Here is a 20,756-nt window from a genome sequence, read left to right as displayed (position 1 = left end):
AAGGAGCGAGCTGATGCAGTCCGGGCGTCTTTTTAAACTGGTCAAGAACTACGACCGCTATGTGGTGCGTATCGCAACGGTTATTTTGTTTGTGAATTTTTTGTTCAGTCTGTTGTTAGGGGCGATATTTGATGAGGCCGTTTCGGCGTTTGTGATTGGTTTGTTGCTGATCGCGGGCCCGCTCATTGTACAGCGGATTTCTCCCTATTCCGCACTCTCTGCAGGTGTCATGGCGTTTTCATATATGTCACTGGTGACATTGCAGGTGCACTTGACTCATGGCCTGATAGAAATTCACTTTGGCTATTTCACAATGCTGGCGATTCTCTACGCTTATCAGAGAATTTCGACCATTCTGGTCGCCGCCGCAGCGGCGGCTGTCTATCACATTGGCTTTTCTGTCTTGCAAAGTTCCGGTGCGGCCGTCTTTTTATATCCGGAAGGCAGTCAGTTGGTCGCTGCGGTGGGTATTCCGATGTTCATTGTGGTTCACGCGGCGTATGTTGTCGTCGAAGCAATTGTGCTGATTTTAATGGCTTATCTCACCCGTCCGATCACGCAGACGGCGCAAACCATTATTCAATCCAACGATGCCATGCTGGCTGATGATGGGGTCATTGATTTGAGTGTGCCCATTGACGATCATGGCAATGAACTGGTTCAGCGCTATGCCATGTTGCTAACCTCTGTACGAAAAGTGGTCAGCCAGGTTGCTCTCTCCAGCCAGGAGTTACGCACAACGCTGAATACGATGGGGGAAACGTATCGGCGGGTCGGTGATATGGTCAGTCATCAGAAAGGGCAGACCGAGGCGATGAGTTCGTCGCTGGATACAGTTGCTCACGGCATTGAAACCTTGAACGGGTACTTCGATTTTCTCAAGCAGACATCAACAGACCTTAACGACAATAAAACAGCCAGCCTGTCCGCAACCTCAAACTCACTGCGCAGTTCAGAGCAGTCGCAACAGTTAGTTGATCAGACCAGTCAATCGTTGGCTCGGGTGGATAAGGACACGGAATCCATTTCGGGTATGGTGGCGTCGATTCAAGGCATCGCTGAACAGACTAACCTGCTGGCGCTGAATGCGGCCATCGAAGCGGCTCGTGCCGGTGAACAGGGGCGCGGCTTTGCGGTCGTGGCCGATGAGGTCCGGAATCTGGCGACGCGGGCCCATCAGGCCACAGAGGACATTGACGGCATTGTTCGTCAACTGGCCGGTGGTGCGACGGAAGCGGTTCAGATAATGCAGAAGACTGTGGACGAAATCGAACAAGCGCGAAGCCATGGCGTGCTGGCTCAGCAGAAAATGAACTCGCTCGGTGAGCATATTGATGCTGTTAGGGATTCAAACGAGCGGATGGCCGGCGAAATCAGAACGCAGATGCAGCAGAACCAAACATTGACGGAGCAACTCACCGGCATTTCGCATGACTCGACCGATATGTTCACTCTGATTGAACAGGGGTTAACGGAGTTGCGGGACGTCGAACAGGTATTTACCCAGTTAAATGACAGCCTTAGTCAGTTCCGAAACTAAGCCCGGACGTCGTCTCTGGTTTTTTGTCCTGCTTTGGGTCGCGACTGTCTTTGCTGCGCTCGTTGCGTTGTTTTACGACCAAACTGTGGTTTTTGATGACGCAGGACGGGTGAGTGGAGCGTATCCAAACGTTGCTGGTTATCTGGCAGCCCTGCAGTCACAGGTGTCTACAGGGCTGCCGAATGATAAGGCTGTGATCATCAGAATTACGGAAGCGGGATGCCCATGCAATATTGGATCATCGGGACATTGGCAGGAGATGCAGCAGAAGTATGACGATACCCTTTTCATTGAACAGCCGCTGAAAAGTGCGCCATCGTCATTGCAAGCTCTGATACCAGCGACCCCGATGGCTTTGTATCTGGATTCTCAAGGGCAGCTGTTGTATGCCGGTCCCTTCAGTCAGGGCGTGCTTTGCAACAGCAACAACAGTCTGGTCGAAGCGTACGTCACCGGAGAAATACGCCAACACTACGCACCATTGGACGCTGCGGGCTGCTACTGCTCGTTGCGCTGATGAGCCAGAAGTTCAGCGATTTGGTGCTCAAGTGCCGACACTCTGGCCTCTAACTCATCGATTCGATTCGGGCTGCTGACGGGTGACTCCGCACTGACGGTGAACTGACTTAAGTCCGGTTCGCCACAAAGACGGTGCATAAAGCGCTCTTCGCGCTGTCCCGATTGCGGTGGAATGGTCATCAGCAACGGGTTCAGTTTGGCCAGGTGACGCTCGATACAGTCATGAACCTGATCGGTCGACTGAAAGTCTGCCATGCGCTTGCTGCGGCTGAACAGTTCATTGAGCGTTTGCGGGCCACGCAACAACAGCAGTGCAAATAGGGCCTGGTCTTGTTTATCAAAATGCAGTTTGCGGGTTAGCTTCTGCAGGTACTTGTCTGCTCTCGAACCGTAATCAACCTCAATCAGTTCGCGATCGCGCAGGTTGTTTACCGTTCCAAGGACGTCACCATTGGTCAACTGCATGACCGGATTACGGCTGGTCTTCTGGTTGCAACCGGTCACCAGGGCATTCAGGGTCAACGGATAAGTGTCGGGCGTTGTCAGTTGTTTTTCCATCAGACAGCCGAGCACTCGAGCGTCGAGTTCGGACAGAATGGCTTGATCTTGTTCGGTGGTATTCATAACGCCTCTTGCCTGATTGAGTTCCGCCAAAGTATACCGTAACTGCAAAGCGCTGGCGGTAATAATCGAAGAGTGTGAGGTCTGCAGTGGCGTCCTAAAGAACTCTCCCTATAATATAAGGTTAGTAATCGCATGGACGTTCGAGATGAAGAGGATCCTCAGTGTTGTGTTATCGGTTTTGATGGCCACGCTGATCGTGACGGGATGCCGTCACTCCGAACCCTACCTGATCGGCTTTATCGGTCCGACCTCCGGTCGCAGTGCCGACTTGGGAATTTCCGGGCGCAATGGCGCCATACTGGCGTTTGAACAGGTCAACGCTGCCGGTGGTGTTCATGGTCGGGAGATAAAATTGATCGTGCGAGACGATGAGCAATCGACTCAGCGCGGCCGGGAAATCATCCGGGAGTTTCAGCGGATGAACGTCGATGCGGTGCTCGGGCCCTTTACCAGCGGTGTCGCCGTCGCGATTATGCCATTAGTCGATGAGGCTCAACTGACTACCATGGCGGTGACGACAACCAGTAATCTCCTTTCGGGGAAAGACGACTTTCTGTTACGCACCGTCTCATCGACGTCTGACCATGCTACCCGACACGGTGCCTATCATTATCAGCAACTTGGCTTTCGCAAAGTGCATGTGATAACCGATGAAACCAATGCAGCCTACACCCACAGTTGGTATGACGATTATTCACGCGGCTTTACGCTGGCGGGTGGTCGCATGCCGGAGAATACCGGCTTTGAGACCGGCAACGATGTCAACTTTGATGCGCTGGTGGCAAAGGTAATGGCAACCGATCCCGATCTGATCGTGCTTTGCACCAACTCCTTAGATGCGGCCGCGTTAGCGAAGGCGATTCGATTGGCTGGCTCGGATGTTCAGATTGCGACTTCCGAGTGGGCAGGCACAGAACGGCTAATCAGCCTCGGCGGGCACTATGTTGAAGGGTTGATTGTACCGCAGTATCTGAACCGCCAGGACGCGGGTGAGGACTACCTGGCCTTTCGACAAGCTTACCTGGATCGGTTTAATCAGCAGGAGCCAGGGTTCTCCGGAAAAATTGCCTACAACAGTGCCCGGGTACTGGCGATGGCACTGGCTGAACAGAAACGCGGAGAAGCGCTTAAAGACACGATTATCCGATTACGTCATTTCCCGGGTGTTCAGGGCGACATCCAGTTCACATCGACGGGTGACAGTCGAAGTGAAACCTTTCTCAGCCGTATCGTTGGCGGGGAATTTGTTTCTGAGGCTGCGCTTCAATGAAGCCTGAGCTGAAGCTCCGTCGATTAATGCCGTTAGCCGTGGCTGGATTGGTGCTGGTGCCTTTGCTGGTTGCCGGACTCAGTCTTTGGTCATTGTTGAATCCGGGACTGGAGCGGCAGCAACTGCAATCCCAGGCTGCATTGGCAAGATCGGTCGCTTCGCAAATCGAAGGCTTTCTGCAGCAGGGCGTTAACGAAATTCGGCTTTTTGCCAGCCTGTTGGAAGATCGTCAAGTTGAAATCGACAATGCTCAGTTGCAGAAATTTGTCGATTTGACGTCCGTGTTTGAAGTCGTGTACCTCGTTGATCAGGAAGGTCTGGTCAAACTGGCCGGGGTGCCTTCAACCAGTGACATTCGAGTCGAGAATCTGGCTCAGCTGGACATCAGCCGGATGTCGCACTTTAAAGCCCTGACGTCCGGTGCTGCCGAGCAGTGGACCGATGCCTTTTTCTCTTCAGCCTCGGGGCAGTTGGTGGTGGCCTATTCGATGGAGGTTCAGGGAAACAGTGCTTATCAATATTTAATCGGTGAGCTGGGCATTCAATCGCTCCCCGAACTGTTGCAAGCCATTCGAGTCAGCAGCGATCAGACGGTGATGATTCTCGATGCGGCTAATCAGCTCATCGGGCATCCGGTTGAAAGTCTCAGCCGTCAACAGATGAATCTGTCCACTTTGCCGATTCTCAATGCCGAACCATCGACCTATGGTCGTAATGGTCAGTTTGGTTTTCAGGAAACCGATTATTACGGCTCACTGATTGAGATACCGAACCCGCAATGGAAGATTATCGTGGCTATGCCCGTGTCTGACTTTTGGAACCTGCTGCTGGTTGTTTTCCGCTCCTTGTTGGTGGTGTTTGTGCTCAGTTTGGTGTTCGTCTTTATCCTGTCTCGACGATTGGGCGGCAGGCTGATTGCCGGGTTTCATACCTATTCGCAGGTGGTGCAGCAGTTGACGCAAGGTAACTACCGGATTTCCCCGCCTCGAACACGGATTGCTGAACTTAAAAAACTCAGTGACGACCTTGTGTTAACCGGACAGGCGATACAAAAACGTGAACAACAACTTGAAGACATCAATGCCGACCTGGAACAGCACATTGCTGAACGGACACGGGATCTGCAAACCGCCAATGATGATCTGAAGCGAACGTTGAGCCAGTTAAAGCAGGCACAGGATGAGTTGGTCGAGCACGGCAAGTTGGCCGCTCTCGGTTCTCTGGTGGCCGGTGTCTCGCATGAGCTCAATACGCCGATTGGCGTCAGTGTGACCGCCAGTTCAAGTGTTGTTGCCGATGCCAAAGCACTGCAGAAAAAGATGGAAGACGGTCAGTTATCGAAGTCCGACTTCGAAGAAGGCATCAGTCATATCATCGGTGGCAGTGAGTTGATTGCCCGCAATCTGTCACGCGCGACAGAGCTGATTGCCAGTTTCAAGCAGGTGGCCGTCGACCAGAGCAGCGATTTACGCCGCCAGTTCCTACTGGAAGATGTGATCCGGGATGTCATTTCAACTCTGCAACCGAAATTTAAAAAGCGTCATTTTGATTTTCAGGTTCAATGCGACGATCACATAAACATGGACAGCTATCCGGGATCGTTGATTCAGGTGTTGACCAATCTGATCGACAATGCCGTGTTTCATGGTTATCACGGTCAAAACGAAGGCCAGGTGATTGTTCAAGCGCGTCGGTTGTCAGAAACGCATGCGGAGATCCATGTCGAGGATTTTGGCAATGGCATCCCTAAATCGCATTTGCATCGGGTTTTCGAACCGTTTTACACCACCAAGCTTGGGCAGGGCGGCAGTGGCTTAGGCTTGAATATCGTCTATGCCATCGTGCAGAAAGTATTGGGTGGTCGTATTGAAGTCGTCAGTCAGGAAGGTCAGGGCACTCGGTTTACACTGACCGTCCCCGTCCGGGCGCCCGTCAAACTGGCCGGCAAGGGGTCCATACTGGACGCGCAATCGCAAACGTCTTGAATCCGGTAATTTGTTGCGCTTTGCGCGGTTTACCGTCTCATTTTGGCTAAGTTGTCAGGTTTTCGGCGCGTTTCTGCAAAAAATGAAAGAAAGTCTGTCATAAAAATCACTTTTCTCGTTACAGAATGTACATGAGAACGGCTCTCAAATAGAGTTGATCTGTGAGCAAGTGCACATTTCCTCGCAAAGCGGCGTGGTTACTGATGCCCTCCGCTATTCGTCGTCTCGCTCTTGACCGTAGGGTCAATTCTTTCTGCTTGTTTTGCATCATCTTTTCCCTACTTTGTGGCTGATCTGCATGCTAATTGGCGCTAACTTAGCGTTGCCTCGCCGATCTTTATCATTACTATGCGACTTTCGACAAATCGCACCCTCTTTTCATGGATGCGACACGGGGCCTGAAAACCGGCGACTATAACCGGTGCAGCATAGCCAGAGGCGGAGCCGAATTTGCCTTAGCCACGGCGAATCAAACACGCCCCGTCCGACTTCGTACCCTGATGTCCACTCTGACCGGCAGCGTCGCTCCGAGGCAGAGGTACGTCAGGACAGAATGCAAAAATGTGGAAGACGATTATGAAACAGCAGCACCCTGGTCTTTACCGACCTGAATTTGAACATGATGCTTGTGGTATCGGTTTTGTTGCCAATCTGAAAGGGCGCAAATCCCACGACGTTATCGAAAATGCTCTGACCATGCTGACCACCATGGAACACCGGGGTGGTACCGGTGTGGACATCGCCAGTGGCGACGGTGCCGGCGTCCTGATTCAGATCCCACATGAGCTCTTCTCCGATGAAGCCGAAAAGCTCGAAATGCCGCTGCCGGCCTTTGGCGAATACGGTGTCGGTATGGTGTTTTTCCCTGCTGACGACAGCAAACGCGAAGAAACGCGCGCCATTCTGGAGCGCAACATCAGCAAGCTCGGCTTGAAGTTGTTGGGCTATCGCGATGTGCCATGCGATAACAGCATGATCGGCAAGGCGGCACGCGATCAGGAACCAAAAATTGAGCAGGTGTTTGTTCAGAACACCAACTGCAAAACGCAACAGCAGTTTGAACGCAAGCTGTACGTGTTGCGTAACTACACCACGCACCTGATTCAGGAAACGGTCACCAACATTGGTGATGATTTTTACTTTGCATCCTTTTCGTCACGCACGCTGGTCTATAAAGGTCAGCTGACGACGGCACAGGTACGTCAATACTATCTGGACCTGCAGGATGAGCGCACGGTGTCAGCGCTGGCGATGTTCCATTCGCGCTTTGCAACCAACACCTTCCCGCATTGGCGACGGGCACAGCCGTTCCGCTATCTGTCACACAATGGTGAAATCAACACCGTTAAAGGCAACATCAACTGGCTGGAAGCGCGTCAGGCGTTGTTTGAATCGATCAACTTCACCAGCGAAGAGATGGACATGCTGTTGCCGGTTTACGATCGCAACATGTCCGACTCGGCTAATCTCGACATGATGGTCGAGCTGCTGGTGCTGTCCGGCCGTCCGCTGGCGCAAGCCATGATGATGGTGGTGCCGGAAGCCTGGCAAAGCCAGGACGACATGGATCCGGTTAAACGCGCTTTCTACGAATACTATGCCTGCATCATGGAACCTTGGGACGGCCCAGCGTCGATTTCCTTTACCGACGGTAACGTCATTGGTGCCACCCTGGACCGTAATGGTTTGCGTCCATCGCGTTACAGCGTGACCGAAGACGGCATGGTGGTGATGGGTTCTGAGACCGGTGCGTTGATACTGGATCAATCCAAAGTTGTGGAAAAAGGCCGTCTGCAACCGGGCAAAATTTTCATCTGCGACCTGAATGAAGGCCGTATCATTTCGGATGACGAGGTTAAACACGAAGTCTGCACGTCGCAGGATTACGTCAGCTGGGTCGAGCAGGAAAAAATCGTACTCGATGACCTGCCAACACCGGAAGTGAAAGTTGAGCATCCGTTGCTGAGCAACCTGCAAAAGCGTCAACGTGCGTTTGGCTTCAGCAATGAAGATCTGAATGTGATCCTGGCCGACATGGTCAAGAGTAAGAAAGAACCATTGGGTTCAATGGGAACCGACACCCCGTTTGCTGTACTCAGCGATCGCCCGCAGCATCTGTCGCATTACTTTAAACAGCTGTTCGCACAGGTGACCAATCCGCCGATTGACCCGATTCGTGAAGAGATGGTGATGTCGCTGCGGACTTACATTGGTGGTGACCTGAATCTGCTGGACGAAACCGCGCAGCACTGCCATAAGCTGGAAATCAAACAGCCGGTGCTGAACAACGAACAGTTGATGAAACTGCGTTACATCGACCATCGTCATTTCCAGACCCGTACCATTCCAACGACATTCCGGGCAACCGGCGAGCGCGGTGAAATGGAACGCGCCCTGGAGCGGATCTGTCGTTACGCGGTGGACGCGGTCAACGATGGCTTCCAGATTATCTTGCTGTCGGATCGGGACATCGATACCGACCACGTGGCCATTCCATCCGTGCTGGCCACCTCTGCTGTGCACCATCACCTCATTAAAGCGGGTCTGCGGGCAGACTGCGACATCGTTGGTGAGTTCGGTGATGTTCGTGAGACGCATCACTTCGCAACCGTCCTGGGCTTTGGTGCGTCAGCGGTGAACCCCTACATGGCGATCGAGTCGCTGATGGAGTTGCGTAACGACGGTGTGATTGATTCAGAGCTGGACGACGTTCAGGTCTTCGACGCTTACGCCAAAGCGGTCAATTCCGGACTGTTGAAAATCTTCTCGAAGATGGGGATTTCAACATTGCAGTCCTATCAGGGGGCGCAGATTTTTGAAGCGTTGGGTATTCGTCAGGACGTCGTCGACAAGTACTTCACCGGTACGGTGTCTCGTATCGAAGGCATTGGTCTGGATGAAATCGCTGAAGAAAGTCTGGCGAAACACCGTCAGGGCTATCCACAGGAAGATCGCATCTTTACCGAAGAAGTGCTGCCGAGTGGGGGTGAGTACGCGTGGCGACACGATGGCGAACGTCACCTGTTTAACCCGACGACGATTCGCTTGTTGCAGCACTCGACCGAACAGAACAACGTTGAGAAGTTCAAAGAATACTGTCGCAATGTTGATGACCAGTCCAAAGATCTCTACACCTTGCGTGGTCTGCTGAAGTTCAAATCAGACCGTCAACCGGTGTCGATCGATGAAGTTGAACCGGTCGAAAACATCTTTAAACGCTTTGCGACCGGGGCCATGTCATTCGGTTCCATTTCCTGGGAAGCGCACACCACTCTGGCCATGGCGATGAACCGCATCGGCGGTAAATCGAACTCTGGTGAAGGTGGTGAAGACCCGATTCGCTTTAAGCCGCTGGCGAACGGCGACAACATGATCTCGAAGATCAAACAGGTCGCCTCCGGTCGTTTCGGTGTCACGTCGCATTACCTGACTAATGCCGAAGAGCTGCAAATTAAGATGGCCCAGGGCGCCAAGCCGGGTGAAGGCGGTCAGTTGCCGGGTCACAAAGTGGATGGCTGGATTGGCAAAACCCGTGGCTCAACGCCGGGCGTGGGCTTGATTTCTCCGCCGCCGCACCACGACATCTATTCGATTGAAGATTTGGCGCAGCTCATTTACGACCTGAAAAACGCCAACCGTGATGCGCGTGTTAACGTGAAGCTGGTATCCGAAGCCGGCGTTGGCACCATCGCCTCGGGTGTGTGTAAGGCCTATGCCGACGTTGTCCTCATTGCCGGGCACGATGGCGGCACCGGTGCCTCGCCATTGAGCTCGATTAAACACGCCGGTTTGCCATGGGAACTGGGTCTGGCGGAAACGCACCAGACGCTGGTACAAAACGGACTGCGTTCGCGCATTACCGTTCAAGCGGACGGCCAGATGAAGACACCGCGTGACCTCGCGATCGCGACGCTGTTAGGTGCAGAAGAGTGGGGCATTGCCACCGCCGCGCTGGTGGTTGAAGGCTGCATCATGATGCGTAAGTGTCACCTCAACACCTGCCCGGCCGGTATCGCAACGCAGGACAAAACGCTGCGTGATCGTTATCAGGGTAAGGTTGAAAACGTGGTGAACTTCTTCACCATGATGGCCGAAGGCCTGCGCGAAATCATGGCGGAGCTGGGCTTCCGTAGCATTAACGAGATGGTCGGGCAGGTGCAGTGTCTGCAACCGCGATCCGACGTTGAGCATTGGAAATATCAGCACGTCGATCTGTCACCGGTACTGTTCAAAGCCGAATCGATGACCGAAGATGACACGCTGTACCAGTCCATTGCCCAGAAGCATCTGATCGATGACATTCTGGACCGTCGCATGATTGACGATGCCGTGAAAGCGTTGGAAGGGCAGGAAGTGGTTGAGCTGGATTACGATATCCGCAACATCGACCGCTCTGTTGGCACCATGCTGTCGAACGAAATATCCAAACGATACGACGCCGATGGATTACCGGACGGCACCATTCGCGTGAAATTCAATGGCTCTGCCGGACAGTCGTTCGCGGCGTTTGCTGCCAAGGGCATTCGTTTCGAGTTGGAAGGTGATGCCAACGATTACTTTGGTAAAGGTTTGTCGGGCGGTCAGCTCATCGTCTACCCCGACAAAAAAGCGCCATTTGAACCGAGTGAAAACATCCTGATCGGTAACGTGGCCTTCTTTGGCGGCACCTCAGGTAAAGCCTTTGTGCGTGGTCGCGCCGGTGAGCGTTTCTGTGTACGTAACTCCGGTGTCACGGCCGTCGTTGAAGGTGTTGGCGATCATGGCTGCGAGTACATGACCGGCGGGATGGCGGTCATCCTGGGCGAGACTGGCCGTAACTTTGCCGCCGGTATGTCTGGCGGTGTTGCCTATGTGTTGGATGCCGACAAAGCTCTGGCCGCAAACTGCAACATGGAAATGGTGCAGCTGGAAGCTCTGGACGAAAACGACGATTCCAAACTCAAGGCTCTGGTTGAAGAGCATTACGCAACGACCGGGTCAGACGTGGCGAAGCGGCTGCTGGACGACTGGATCGGCGCTCTGGAGCAGTTCGTCAAAGTCATGCCGGTCGATTACAAGCGTATGCAGGGCTACATGACGCAAGCTCGGGATTCCGGAAAGTACGATACGGAAGACGACATCGCCGCGGCAGCCTTTGATATGCACATCGCCAACCTGAATCAACCGAAACCAACCGCAGCGAAAGCGTAAGGAGAAGAACGATGGGTAATCCGACAGGTTTTTTGAAAGTCGAACGTCAACTTCCGGAAGATCGCTGCGCGAAAGACCGACTGATTGATTGGCAGGAAGTGCACGAGCACATGCCGGAAGAAAAAATCAAAGAGCAGGCATCACGTTGCATGGATTGTGGTGTGCCGTTCTGTATGTCCGGTAAATCAGAATACGCACCCGCCGTGGCCGGCTGTCCGGTGAACAACCTGATTCCGGAATGGAATGAACTGGTCTACCGCGGACGCTGGAAAGAAGCCCTGCAACGCTTGCATGCAACGAATAACTTTCCGGAGTTTACCGGACGCGTTTGTCCGGCACCTTGCGAAGGCTCTTGCGTACTGGGTATTAATGCAGACCCCGTCACCATTAAACACCACGAAGTGTCGATCATTGAACGCGGCTTCGAAGAAGGTTGGGTACAGCCGAACCCGCCAAAACAGCGCACGGGTAAAACGGTAGCGGTTGTCGGTTCTGGCCCGGCCGGATTGGCTGCCGCGGCTCAGTTAAACAGTGCGGGGCATCTGGTGACCGTTTACGAACGTGCCGACCGGATTGGTGGCCTGTTGATGTACGGCATTCCGAACATGAAGCTGCAAAAAGAAATCGTCGAACGTCGCGTTAACATCATGTTCGAAGAAGGCGTGACCTTTGTGACCAACACTGAGGTTGGCAAAGACATTTCCATGAACCGCCTGAACGAAGATTTCGATGCCGTTGTGCTCGCAACCGGTGCCACCGTACCTCGTGACCTTCCGGTAGAAGGGCGCGAAGCCAACGGTGTTTACTTTGCCATGGACTATCTGGGTAAGAACACCAAGAGTTTGCTCGATTCCAATCATGAAGACGGCCAGTACATTTCCGCCAAAGGCAAAAATGTCGTCGTCATTGGCGGCGGCGACACCGGTACCGACTGTGTGGGTACCGCGCTGCGTCATGGTTGTAACTCCGTTGTTCAACTCGAGATCATGCCGAAGCCGGCCGATACCCGACAGGCGAATAACCCGTGGCCGGAATGGCCAAAACGGTTGCTGGTTGACTACGGTCAGGAAGAAGCCATTGCGATTCAGGGCGACGATCCGCGCCAGTATCTGGTGATGACCAAAAAGATTGAGCAGGATGCCAATGGCAATGTCACCGCCGTACATACGGTGAACATCGAATGGAAGAAGAACCCGGAAGGTCAGATGGTGCCGCACGAAGTGCCTGGCAGTGAAAAAGCCTACCCGGCGGACCTGGTGTTACTGGCTATGGGTTTCTTAGGCCCGGAAGGTAAAATCCTCGACGACCTGGGTGTGGAGAAAGATCCGCGTTCAAACGCCAAAGCCGAGTACGGCGAGTTTGCAACCAGTGTCGATGGTGTATTCGCTTGCGGCGATGCCCGACGCGGCCAGAGCCTGATTGTCTGGGCGATTAATGAAGGTCGGGGCGCGGCTCAACAGGTGGATCACTATCTTATGGGGAAATCCTATCTGCCGAAGTGAAGTTTGAGACGATCCCATTCCCTCGAAAATTAATTCAGGCCAAATGAAGTTCATTTGGCCTTTTTTTAGACAAGAATCACAAATCGAAAACTGCTATTTGCCCCTGTCTGACAAACCAGTGAATAATCTACCTCTGTTTGATTAATCGAAAATAAACATTCATTCTCGGCATCAACTCTGAATGAATCTGCGATGCCTATATCGCCAATTGACTGACACTTATGGTGTTGGCACGACTTCAAAGTTTTCATAATCGCGTTCATTAGGAATGACTAATGAATTCAAGTTGAATGGACTAGAACGAAATTGTAGTTATTAGAGGTCCCCTTCATTCAATTGCTAATTCAGGAATTTAATTTTGATAGTTTTTTTTAAATGTATCCTAAAGTTGTTTCCATTTGTTTCGAAAAAAAATCTAGTACCGATCAGAAGCTACTCCTTAGGAGTGGGAATTGCAGTATTTCTAATCAGTTTTGTTGAAGCAACAACCTATGTTAAATATGAGTTCTATAATGAAGTTTGTCCTTTAGGACCTAACAGAGTAGACAATTCAATTATTGTTCCAATTGATAAACACGGTTACTTACCATCCTCTTCTTTAGTGTTACTGCAGAATGCATCGTTGAAGGCGCAGTATCCGGACTGTAGTTTAATAAAACCAAAAACCATGAGGTGTCCTCATGATGGTTTTGTCAATCAAGAATATAGATGGTACGAAAGAATGTACCCATCCTATATAGCACAACATGGAAAAAACTGCAGCTATACGCCATTGGCAAATATTTACCTTTCCGCTGAAGAAAGATTTTCCTGCCATGATAATCGTCAACCGAATTTAAACGGGGAGTGCAGTTGTACATGTGATGAAAACAGAATAGATGGCGAATGCATTCAGATGGAAGTGACTGCTACTGAAGAGATTGTAAATAGCAAACGCTTTATCTTTGAATACCCAGATAATAATCATGACGATGCACAACGTTGCAGAGGTACGTTACTTTTAGATCTAGATGCTCTCCCACCAGGTTCGTGTGAACATCCACCTCAAAGCAATGGACCGAATGCGGGCAACCCCATCAACTGTGCCACCGGGCAAAAAGTGCAAATAGAAACGGATTACCTCGGCAACGGATTAGATGCCTTAAGTTATGTACGTCAATACTCAACATCTGTCGATGAAATCAGCGCGCCTCGTTGGCGTGTAATGACCGGTACACCATCACTCCGTAAAAAAGTTTATGAAGATGGCGCCGTTCTTTACACCTTCACCGACGGTGGCACCCAAGTTGTTGCTGTACCAGAAAACTCGGATGACTACTTAACCAGTTTAATCCGTACACGCCGATATATATTCGTGCCAGCGAGTGGAGGGATGTCCATATCGCCATTTCATGATCCAATTACTTTGGTTGGTGAGGGTGCATCCATCCGTTACCAAGGTAAAACGTACAATTTTGGCAGTTCAAACGGTGGTGGTTCTAGTGTTTCAGTATCGAACGATGAAGAGCCAACGGTTCAACGGTATACCTATCAATACGTCAACATAAACGACACTACCTTGCTAAGTCGTATCGAAAATCGATTTGGTCGATTCTTACAATTTGAGTATGACGCAGAAGGACAATTGTCGACACTGACGGACCAAGACGGCACAAGCATTCACTATGAGTTTGATGCAATAGGTAACTTAATAAAAGTCATATACCCAGATAGTTCACCACTGGATTTAAACGACAATCCAAACAAGCAGTACCTGTTTGAAAACTCAGACTTCCCACAACACCTTACCGGCATTATGGATGAAAATGGTACGCGCTATGCCACCTTTACCTATAACGAAACGGGCAAAGCAATCTCCACCGAACATGTTGATGGCGCTGAACGTGTTGAAGTGAGTTACCCAGCAGTAGGGCAAGCCATTGTGAAATTCTTCCGTGATGTTGCCGCAAATGCCTACCGAGAAGAACACTACACCTTCGGCAAGTTCCGTGGCCGCTATCGCATCACAACTAAAGAAATCACCCAGTGTGACAACTGTGATCTCACAACGGAATCATGGAACTACAACGCTGATGAATTGCTTGTTCGCCACACCAGCCCAGCCGGCATCATCACCGAATGGACGTACGACGAGCAAGATCGCAAAGTCAGTGAAACCGTTGGTGTCGGTATTCCGGAAGCCCGCACTACAACTTACATCTGGAACGACGAACACAACCAGATTGAACAAATCAGAACAGTATCAGAAGCAACCACGAACACGTTTGATGCATCAGGGAACATTGTACGAACAAAAGTCATTAGTATTAGTGAATAAGGATAAAATTTTTGAACATGAAACTAGGAATATTAGCACTGGCCCGCTTTTTATTTCTTTTTCTTTTATTGGCTCCATCTTATTCTCAGGATTGGTTAGTCACCGTAGATTGGCGCCCTCATCCAAGTGTAACTGCGAATTGCGTTAGTGCGTTGAAATACCAAGAAAATGTTTACCGGTATGTTTACTCAGGTGAAGAAGTTGATATAGCTCAAGTTGTTAAGAGCTTTATTTATTCCAATTGTCCTCAGCATGTTAATCGGTGGAGCGCACCAGATAGCTATTTAGTAGGTATCGGAGGAAACAATACGTTGCTATTTCGAGTTCTTTTTTATTGGCCGACTCAAATAGTTGGTGACTTTATGTTGAATACTGCTATTAAAATTCCAGATTGCTCTGTTGGCACACGATATGATTTAGATTCCGAGCAGTGTAAGAGTATATGTAACTGCAATGAGAACTTCGATAGCGCACAGGGGGTTTGTAAAGCAATATCTCCTGCGACGAGCTGGGATTCACAAAAGCAAACGATCTATATCCACCCCGAAAACAACCACGATGTACCACGATGCAGTGAACCCGCCCCCGAGACTCACGGCACTTGCCCGAATACAACAGCTAATAATCCTTCAACGAAAAACCCTATCAACTGTGCCACCGGCCAAAAACACTATACCGAAGTCGACTATCAAGGTTTTGGGCAAGATGCGGTTCAGTACACCCGATACTACGAGCCCCCGAATGTTTCAACAGTATCTGAAGATGGTGATTCAGACGCCCTGTCCGGTTCCGACTTCTGGCAGCCCAATGCGCGACCTACACTGACAACCCGCACCTTTGCAGATGGTGCCGTCGCTAAGACTTTCAGTCTGGGCAATCGCATTGAACGCATTTTCTTCTTTCCAGCAGACAGCACCACATACCAGACCAACCCATTGTTGCCCGGTATTAGCTTAAGCGAAGATGGTCGCACCGTAACGTTGGCTTCTGGCCAGGTGTATGAGTTCTCAGAATCGGGTGTTATTGAACAAATAAGTGACGATAACAGCGAGCCATCCATAGTTTATGAGTCGACTCTGATCAACGGCGTGCCTCGCATTACAAAACAACGCAACCGCTTTGGCCGGTATCTGGATTACAGCTATGACAGTGACGGTCGTTTAAGCACGTTGACCGATCAAGACGGCCACCAGATTCACTACGCATATGACACTCAAGGCAATCTAAACAAAGTGGTGTACCCCGACAGCACCCCAGAGTCTTTGGAAGACAATCCTTTCAAAGAATACTTATTTGAGGACCCTGATTTTCCGAGTTACATCACCGGCATCGTTGATCAAGAGGGCAACCGGATTGCCAACATCGCGTACAATGACGATGGAAAAGCTACATTGTCGGAACGCTACAACGGTTCTGAACGAGTGGAAGTCAGCTACCCCGAAGATGGGCGCTCAGTTGTTAAGTTTTATCGCGATACAAGCACCGATGCCTACCGGGAAGAGCACTACCGATACGCCAAGTTCCGTGGCCAGTATCGCCTAACTGAAAAAACCATCACGCGATGCGACAACTGTGAGCTGACCACTGAAACCTGGGACTATGATGATCGTGAGTTGCTTATTCGCCATACCAGCCCAGCCGGTATCGTCACTGAATGGACCTACGACGAGCAAGATCGCAAAGTTAGTGAAACGGTTGGCGTCGGCACCCCCGAAGCACTTACTACTAAGTATGTGTGGAACGACGAACACAACCAAATTGAATCTATTACTACAGCTTTTCAAACAAAGAATTTTGTTTTTGATTCCAGTGGCTTGATCGTCGAAGAACTAATTACACCGTTGCAATAGGTTATAGTATGTCGAATGAAGTAGTGAAACACTCTTTTAGGTTGTATTTGTTGTTCGCAGTAGCATTTAGCCTTGCGTCTTTTAACTTTGCCGAAATATACAAAGTTGAATATAAGCACTCTATATATGGTCTAGATAATCCTATTACGATCTATGCGGACATTGATGTACTAACAGTGGAGCAGGTGTGGCTCGAGTTTTGTAAGTTTTTTCCATTTGAAGAGGAGCCCCATGGGTCTGGGAGGCGTTATAGCACATTTAGTGCATGTACTGAAAAACCAGGTAACTATATGAAAATCGCAGCCGTCTGGACCTATAGACCACTAGATATATGGGTTCCGATGACCATATTTACCTACAAAAGGAATGGCGAGCGAGTAGGCGATGGAGACGGTGCGGGTTACAGCAATCTATGGGGTGAAAGAATTACCCGTTTAGGTTGGGACCATTGTCCTATAGGAATGACATTGAAGGATGGTTTATGTAAAGATCAAACAATTTGTAAGTGCAATGAGCGTTACGACTCGGTAATAGACACATGCACACCAATAACGCCTCAGACCAGTTGGGACGCAACTGAACAGGTCATTTACAGTTATCCCGATAACAATCACGACAGCCCTCGCTGCAGTGAACCCACTCCCGAGACCCACGGCACATGCTCTAATACTTCAACTGACAACCCCATCAACTGCGCCACCGGCCAAAAACACTATACCGAAGTAGACTATCAAGGCTTTGGACAAGATGCGGTGCAGTACATCCGTTACTACGAGACCCCGAACGTTTCAGCAGTATCCAATGATGACGATTCAAATGCGTCTTCCGGCTCTGACTATTGGCAACCCAATGCGCGTCCTACACTGACAACCCGAACCTTTGCAGATGGTGCCGTCGCCAAGACCTTTCGTCTGGGCAATCGCATTGAACGCATCTTCTTCTTTCCGGCCGGTAGCACCACATACCAGACCAACCCATTGTTGCCCGGTATTAGCTTAAGCGAAGATGGTCGCACCGTCACGTTGGCTTCTGGCCAGGTGTATGAGTTCTCAGAAGCGGGTGTTATTGAACAAATAAGTGACGATAACAGCGAGCCATCCATAGTTTATGAGTCGACTCTGATCAACGGCGTGCCTCGCATTACACAACAGCGCAACCGCTTTGGTCGGTATTTGGATTACAGCTATGATAGTGACGGTCGTTTAAGTACATTGACCGATCAGGATGGCCACCAGATTCATTACGAGTACGATATTGAAGGCAACCTGAGCAAAGTGGTGTACCCCGACAGTACTCCTGAGGCTTTGGAAGACAATCCTTTCAAAGAGTACCTATTTGAAAATCCGGAGTTCCCGAACTACATCACCGGCATCGTTGATCAAGAAGGCAATCGGATCGCCAACATTGCCTATAACGACGAGGGTAAAGCCACCCTGTCCGAACGTTACAATGGTACCGAACGAGTGGAGGTCAGCTACCCCGAAGATGGGCACTCAGATGTTAAGTTTTATCGAGACACAAGCACCGATGCCTACCGAGAAGAGCACTACCGATACGCCAAGTTCCGGGGCCAATACAAACTGACCAGTAAAGCGATCACGCAATGCGATAACTGTGAGCTGACCACTGAAACTTGGGATTATGATGATCGTGAACTGCTTGTTCGCCATACCAGCCCAGCCGGTATCATCACCGAATGGACGTACGATGGACTCGACCGCAAAGTGAGTGAAACGGTTGGTGTCGGTACTACAGAAGAACACACTACCACTTACACCTGGAACGAAACGCACAACCAAATTGAAACGATCACTGCCGCGACATACGTCACCACATACACGTTCGACTCTATGGGTCGTCGGGTAAACGCAAGTACTGTCTCAAGTAATATAGGAAACTAAATAGTGTCAAACGCATTAATGAAATTGTTTCGAATGCTGAGGATTATACTTACCTCTAGCGTTCCCACTCTGTGTTCTGGTATCTTGCTTGCGGAACAGTTTTGCATGTTTGATGATGCAGCGGGTCGAGTTGCCACGGGTTCGAGTGAGTACTCAACCTGTCAGAACTTTTGTTCGATGATCCAAGGAGCTTCTGGTCATACTTATACATGTTCAGTGAACTCCGATGGGAGTGCTTGCAACTGGACTGACGAAGGTGGAACCTTTGACTCAAGAGGGTCTTTAACTTGTGAAAGTCGAGTATCTTGTCCCGACGGGAAGGTGCTCGTAGGTGATGTATGCGTTAATCCTTTGCCTTCTGAAGAATATGATTCCTGTACTTTCGATGATGACTTTGGTCGAATATCAGAGGGTGAAACGCCTGAAGCAGCCTGTCAGAATTTTTGTTCAATGATTCAGGGAGTTGCAGGACACAACTACACATGTGGAGTAAATGCAGATTACGCAGCATGTAACTGGACAGACGAAGAAGGAGTATTTGACACCCGAGGTGTATTAATATGTGATATGAAACGAGTCTGCCCTGACGGTTATGAGGTGGTTTATGATGAATGCCAACCCGTATCAATGGATTGCGAATGCGATGAACTCTTTAACACCACAACCAGTTCTTGTGAACCATTCCCTGCGTATACGATCTACGAGCCCTATTCTAATGTTTTATTCACACACGCTGAGCCTAATCATAACGATGATATAAGCCGTTTACCAAACGGTGAAGAAACCAACCGCTGCTGGGAGCTAGCCCCCGAGACTCACGGCACCTGCTCCAATACCTCTACCGACAACCCTATCAACTGTGCCACCGGTCAAAAACACTATACGGAGGTCGACTACCAAGGTTTTGGGCAAGATGCGGTTCAGTACACCCGTTACTACGAAACCCCGAATGTTTCATCAGTATCCGATGATGGTGATTCAGACGCCCTGTCCGGCTCCGACTTCTGGCAACCCAATGCGCGCCCTACACTGACAACCCGTACCTTTGCAGATGGTGCCGTTGCTAAGACTTTCAGTCTGGGCAATCGCATTGAGCGCATCTTCTTCTTTCCGGCCGGCAGCAACACTTACCAGACCAACCCATTATTGCCGAGCATCACCTTAAACGATGACGGTCGCACCGTTACCTTGGCTTCTAAACAGGTTTATGAGTTCTCAGAAGCGGGCGTAATTAAACAAGTAAAAGACGAAAACAACGAGCTTTCGGTGATCTATGAATCGGCGCTGATCAACGGCATGCCGCGCATTACACAGCAGCGCAACCGCTTCGGACGGTATTTGAATTACAGCTATGACAGTGAGGGTCGTTTAAGTACCCTGACCGATCAAGACGGCCACCAGATTCATTATGAGTACGATGCTCAAGGAAACCTGAGCAAAGTGGTGTACCCCGACAGTACCCCCGAGTCTTTGGATGACAATCCTTTCAAAGAGTACTTGTTTGAGGACCCTGATTTTCCGAGGTACATCACCGGCATCGTTGATCAAGAGAGCAATCGAATCGCCAACATCGCGTACAATGACGATGGAAAAGCTACATTGTCGGAACGCTACAACGGTTCTGAACGAGTGGAAGTCAGCTACCCCGAAGATGGGCGCTCAGTTGTTAAGTTTTATCGAGATACCAGTAGCGATGCCTACCGAGAAGAGCACTACCGATACGCGAAGTTCCGTGGCCAATACAAACTGACCAGTAAAGCGATCACGCAATGCGATAACTGCGATGTGACCACTGAAACCTGGGACTATGATGATCGTGAGCTGCTGATTCGGTATACCAGCCCAGCCGGCATCGTCACCGAATGGACGTACGATGGACTCGACCGCAAAGTCAGTGAAACGGTTGGCGTCGGCACCGCCGAAGCCCATACCACGACTTACGTCTGGAACGACGAACATAACCAAATCGAAGAGATCAAAACGGCATCAGAGGTCACCACTCACAGGTTTGATGCATCAGGGAACATTACTCAAACACAAACCACGCCAGTGCAATAA

11 protein-coding genes are annotated in these 20,756 nt (G+C 50.4%); 10 read left to right on the top strand and 1 reads right to left on the bottom strand.

The window, feature by feature from the left end:
• The first annotated feature begins 13 nt into the window (after window positions 1-13).
• Complete coding sequence (locus tag MED297_RS09800) at window positions 14-1,540, top strand: methyl-accepting chemotaxis protein (protein ID WP_008044478.1); 1,527 nt, start codon at window positions 14-16, stop codon at window positions 1,538-1,540.
• Window positions 1,512-2,057 carry a DUF6436 domain-containing protein gene (locus tag MED297_RS09795; protein ID WP_008044477.1) on the top strand — a complete coding sequence of 182 codons (546 nt, stop codon included), beginning with the start codon at window positions 1,512-1,514 and terminating at the stop codon, window positions 2,055-2,057. Before MED297_RS09800 ends, MED297_RS09795 begins: the two co-directional genes overlap by 29 nt.
• On the opposite strand, the gene MED297_RS09790 is transcribed toward MED297_RS09795, so the two are convergent.
• Window positions 2,039-2,683 (bottom strand): YceH family protein, encoded by a 645-nt coding sequence (locus MED297_RS09790; RefSeq protein ID WP_008044476.1) that lies wholly within the window; start codon window positions 2,681-2,683, stop codon window positions 2,039-2,041. The two genes, MED297_RS09795 and MED297_RS09790, sit on opposite strands and share 19 nt — an antisense overlap.
• A 145-nt stretch (window positions 2,684-2,828) precedes the next feature.
• Between MED297_RS09790 and MED297_RS09785 the strand changes: the two genes are divergently transcribed.
• The 8 genes from MED297_RS09785 (at window position 2,829) to MED297_RS09750 (ending at window position 20,756) form a co-directional block, all read left to right on the top strand.
• Window positions 2,829-3,953, top strand: coding sequence for an ABC transporter substrate-binding protein (locus tag MED297_RS09785; RefSeq protein ID WP_008044475.1), 1,125 nt, complete (start codon window positions 2,829-2,831; stop codon window positions 3,951-3,953).
• Window positions 3,950-5,938, top strand: a complete 1,989-nt coding sequence (locus MED297_RS21255; protein WP_008044474.1) for a sensor histidine kinase — start codon at window positions 3,950-3,952, stop codon at window positions 5,936-5,938. The genes MED297_RS09785 and MED297_RS21255 overlap by 4 nt, the downstream gene beginning before the upstream one ends.
• Before the next feature lie 576 nt (window positions 5,939-6,514).
• Window positions 6,515-11,128, top strand: a complete 4,614-nt coding sequence (gene gltB, locus MED297_RS09775) for a glutamate synthase large subunit (RefSeq protein WP_040557122.1) — start codon at window positions 6,515-6,517, stop codon at window positions 11,126-11,128.
• An 11-nt stretch (window positions 11,129-11,139) separates the two neighbouring features.
• Window positions 11,140-12,630 (top strand): glutamate synthase subunit beta, encoded by a 1,491-nt coding sequence (locus tag MED297_RS09770; protein WP_008044472.1) that lies wholly within the window; start codon window positions 11,140-11,142, stop codon window positions 12,628-12,630.
• 358 nt (window positions 12,631-12,988) lie between these two features.
• Entirely contained in the window at window positions 12,989-14,947 is a 1,959-nt protein-coding gene (locus MED297_RS09765; protein ID WP_154650900.1) for an RHS repeat protein, read from the top strand.
• A gap of 17 nt (window positions 14,948-14,964) precedes the next feature.
• Window positions 14,965-16,797, top strand: a complete 1,833-nt coding sequence (locus MED297_RS09760; protein WP_237613440.1) for an RHS repeat protein — start codon at window positions 14,965-14,967, stop codon at window positions 16,795-16,797.
• Between the two features lie 461 nt (window positions 16,798-17,258).
• Window positions 17,259-18,698, top strand: coding sequence for an RHS repeat domain-containing protein (locus tag MED297_RS09755; protein ID WP_008044469.1), 1,440 nt, complete (start codon window positions 17,259-17,261; stop codon window positions 18,696-18,698).
• Between the two features lie 105 nt (window positions 18,699-18,803).
• Complete coding sequence (locus tag MED297_RS09750; protein ID WP_237613432.1) at window positions 18,804-20,756, top strand: RHS repeat protein; 1,953 nt, start codon at window positions 18,804-18,806, stop codon at window positions 20,754-20,756.

Source organism: Reinekea blandensis MED297 (assembly GCF_000153185.1).
Taxonomy (GTDB): Bacteria; Pseudomonadota; Gammaproteobacteria; order Pseudomonadales; family Natronospirillaceae; genus Reinekea; species Reinekea blandensis.
The sequence above is the reverse complement of the archived record's forward strand: the minus strand, read 5'-3'. Positions and strand labels throughout refer to the sequence as shown.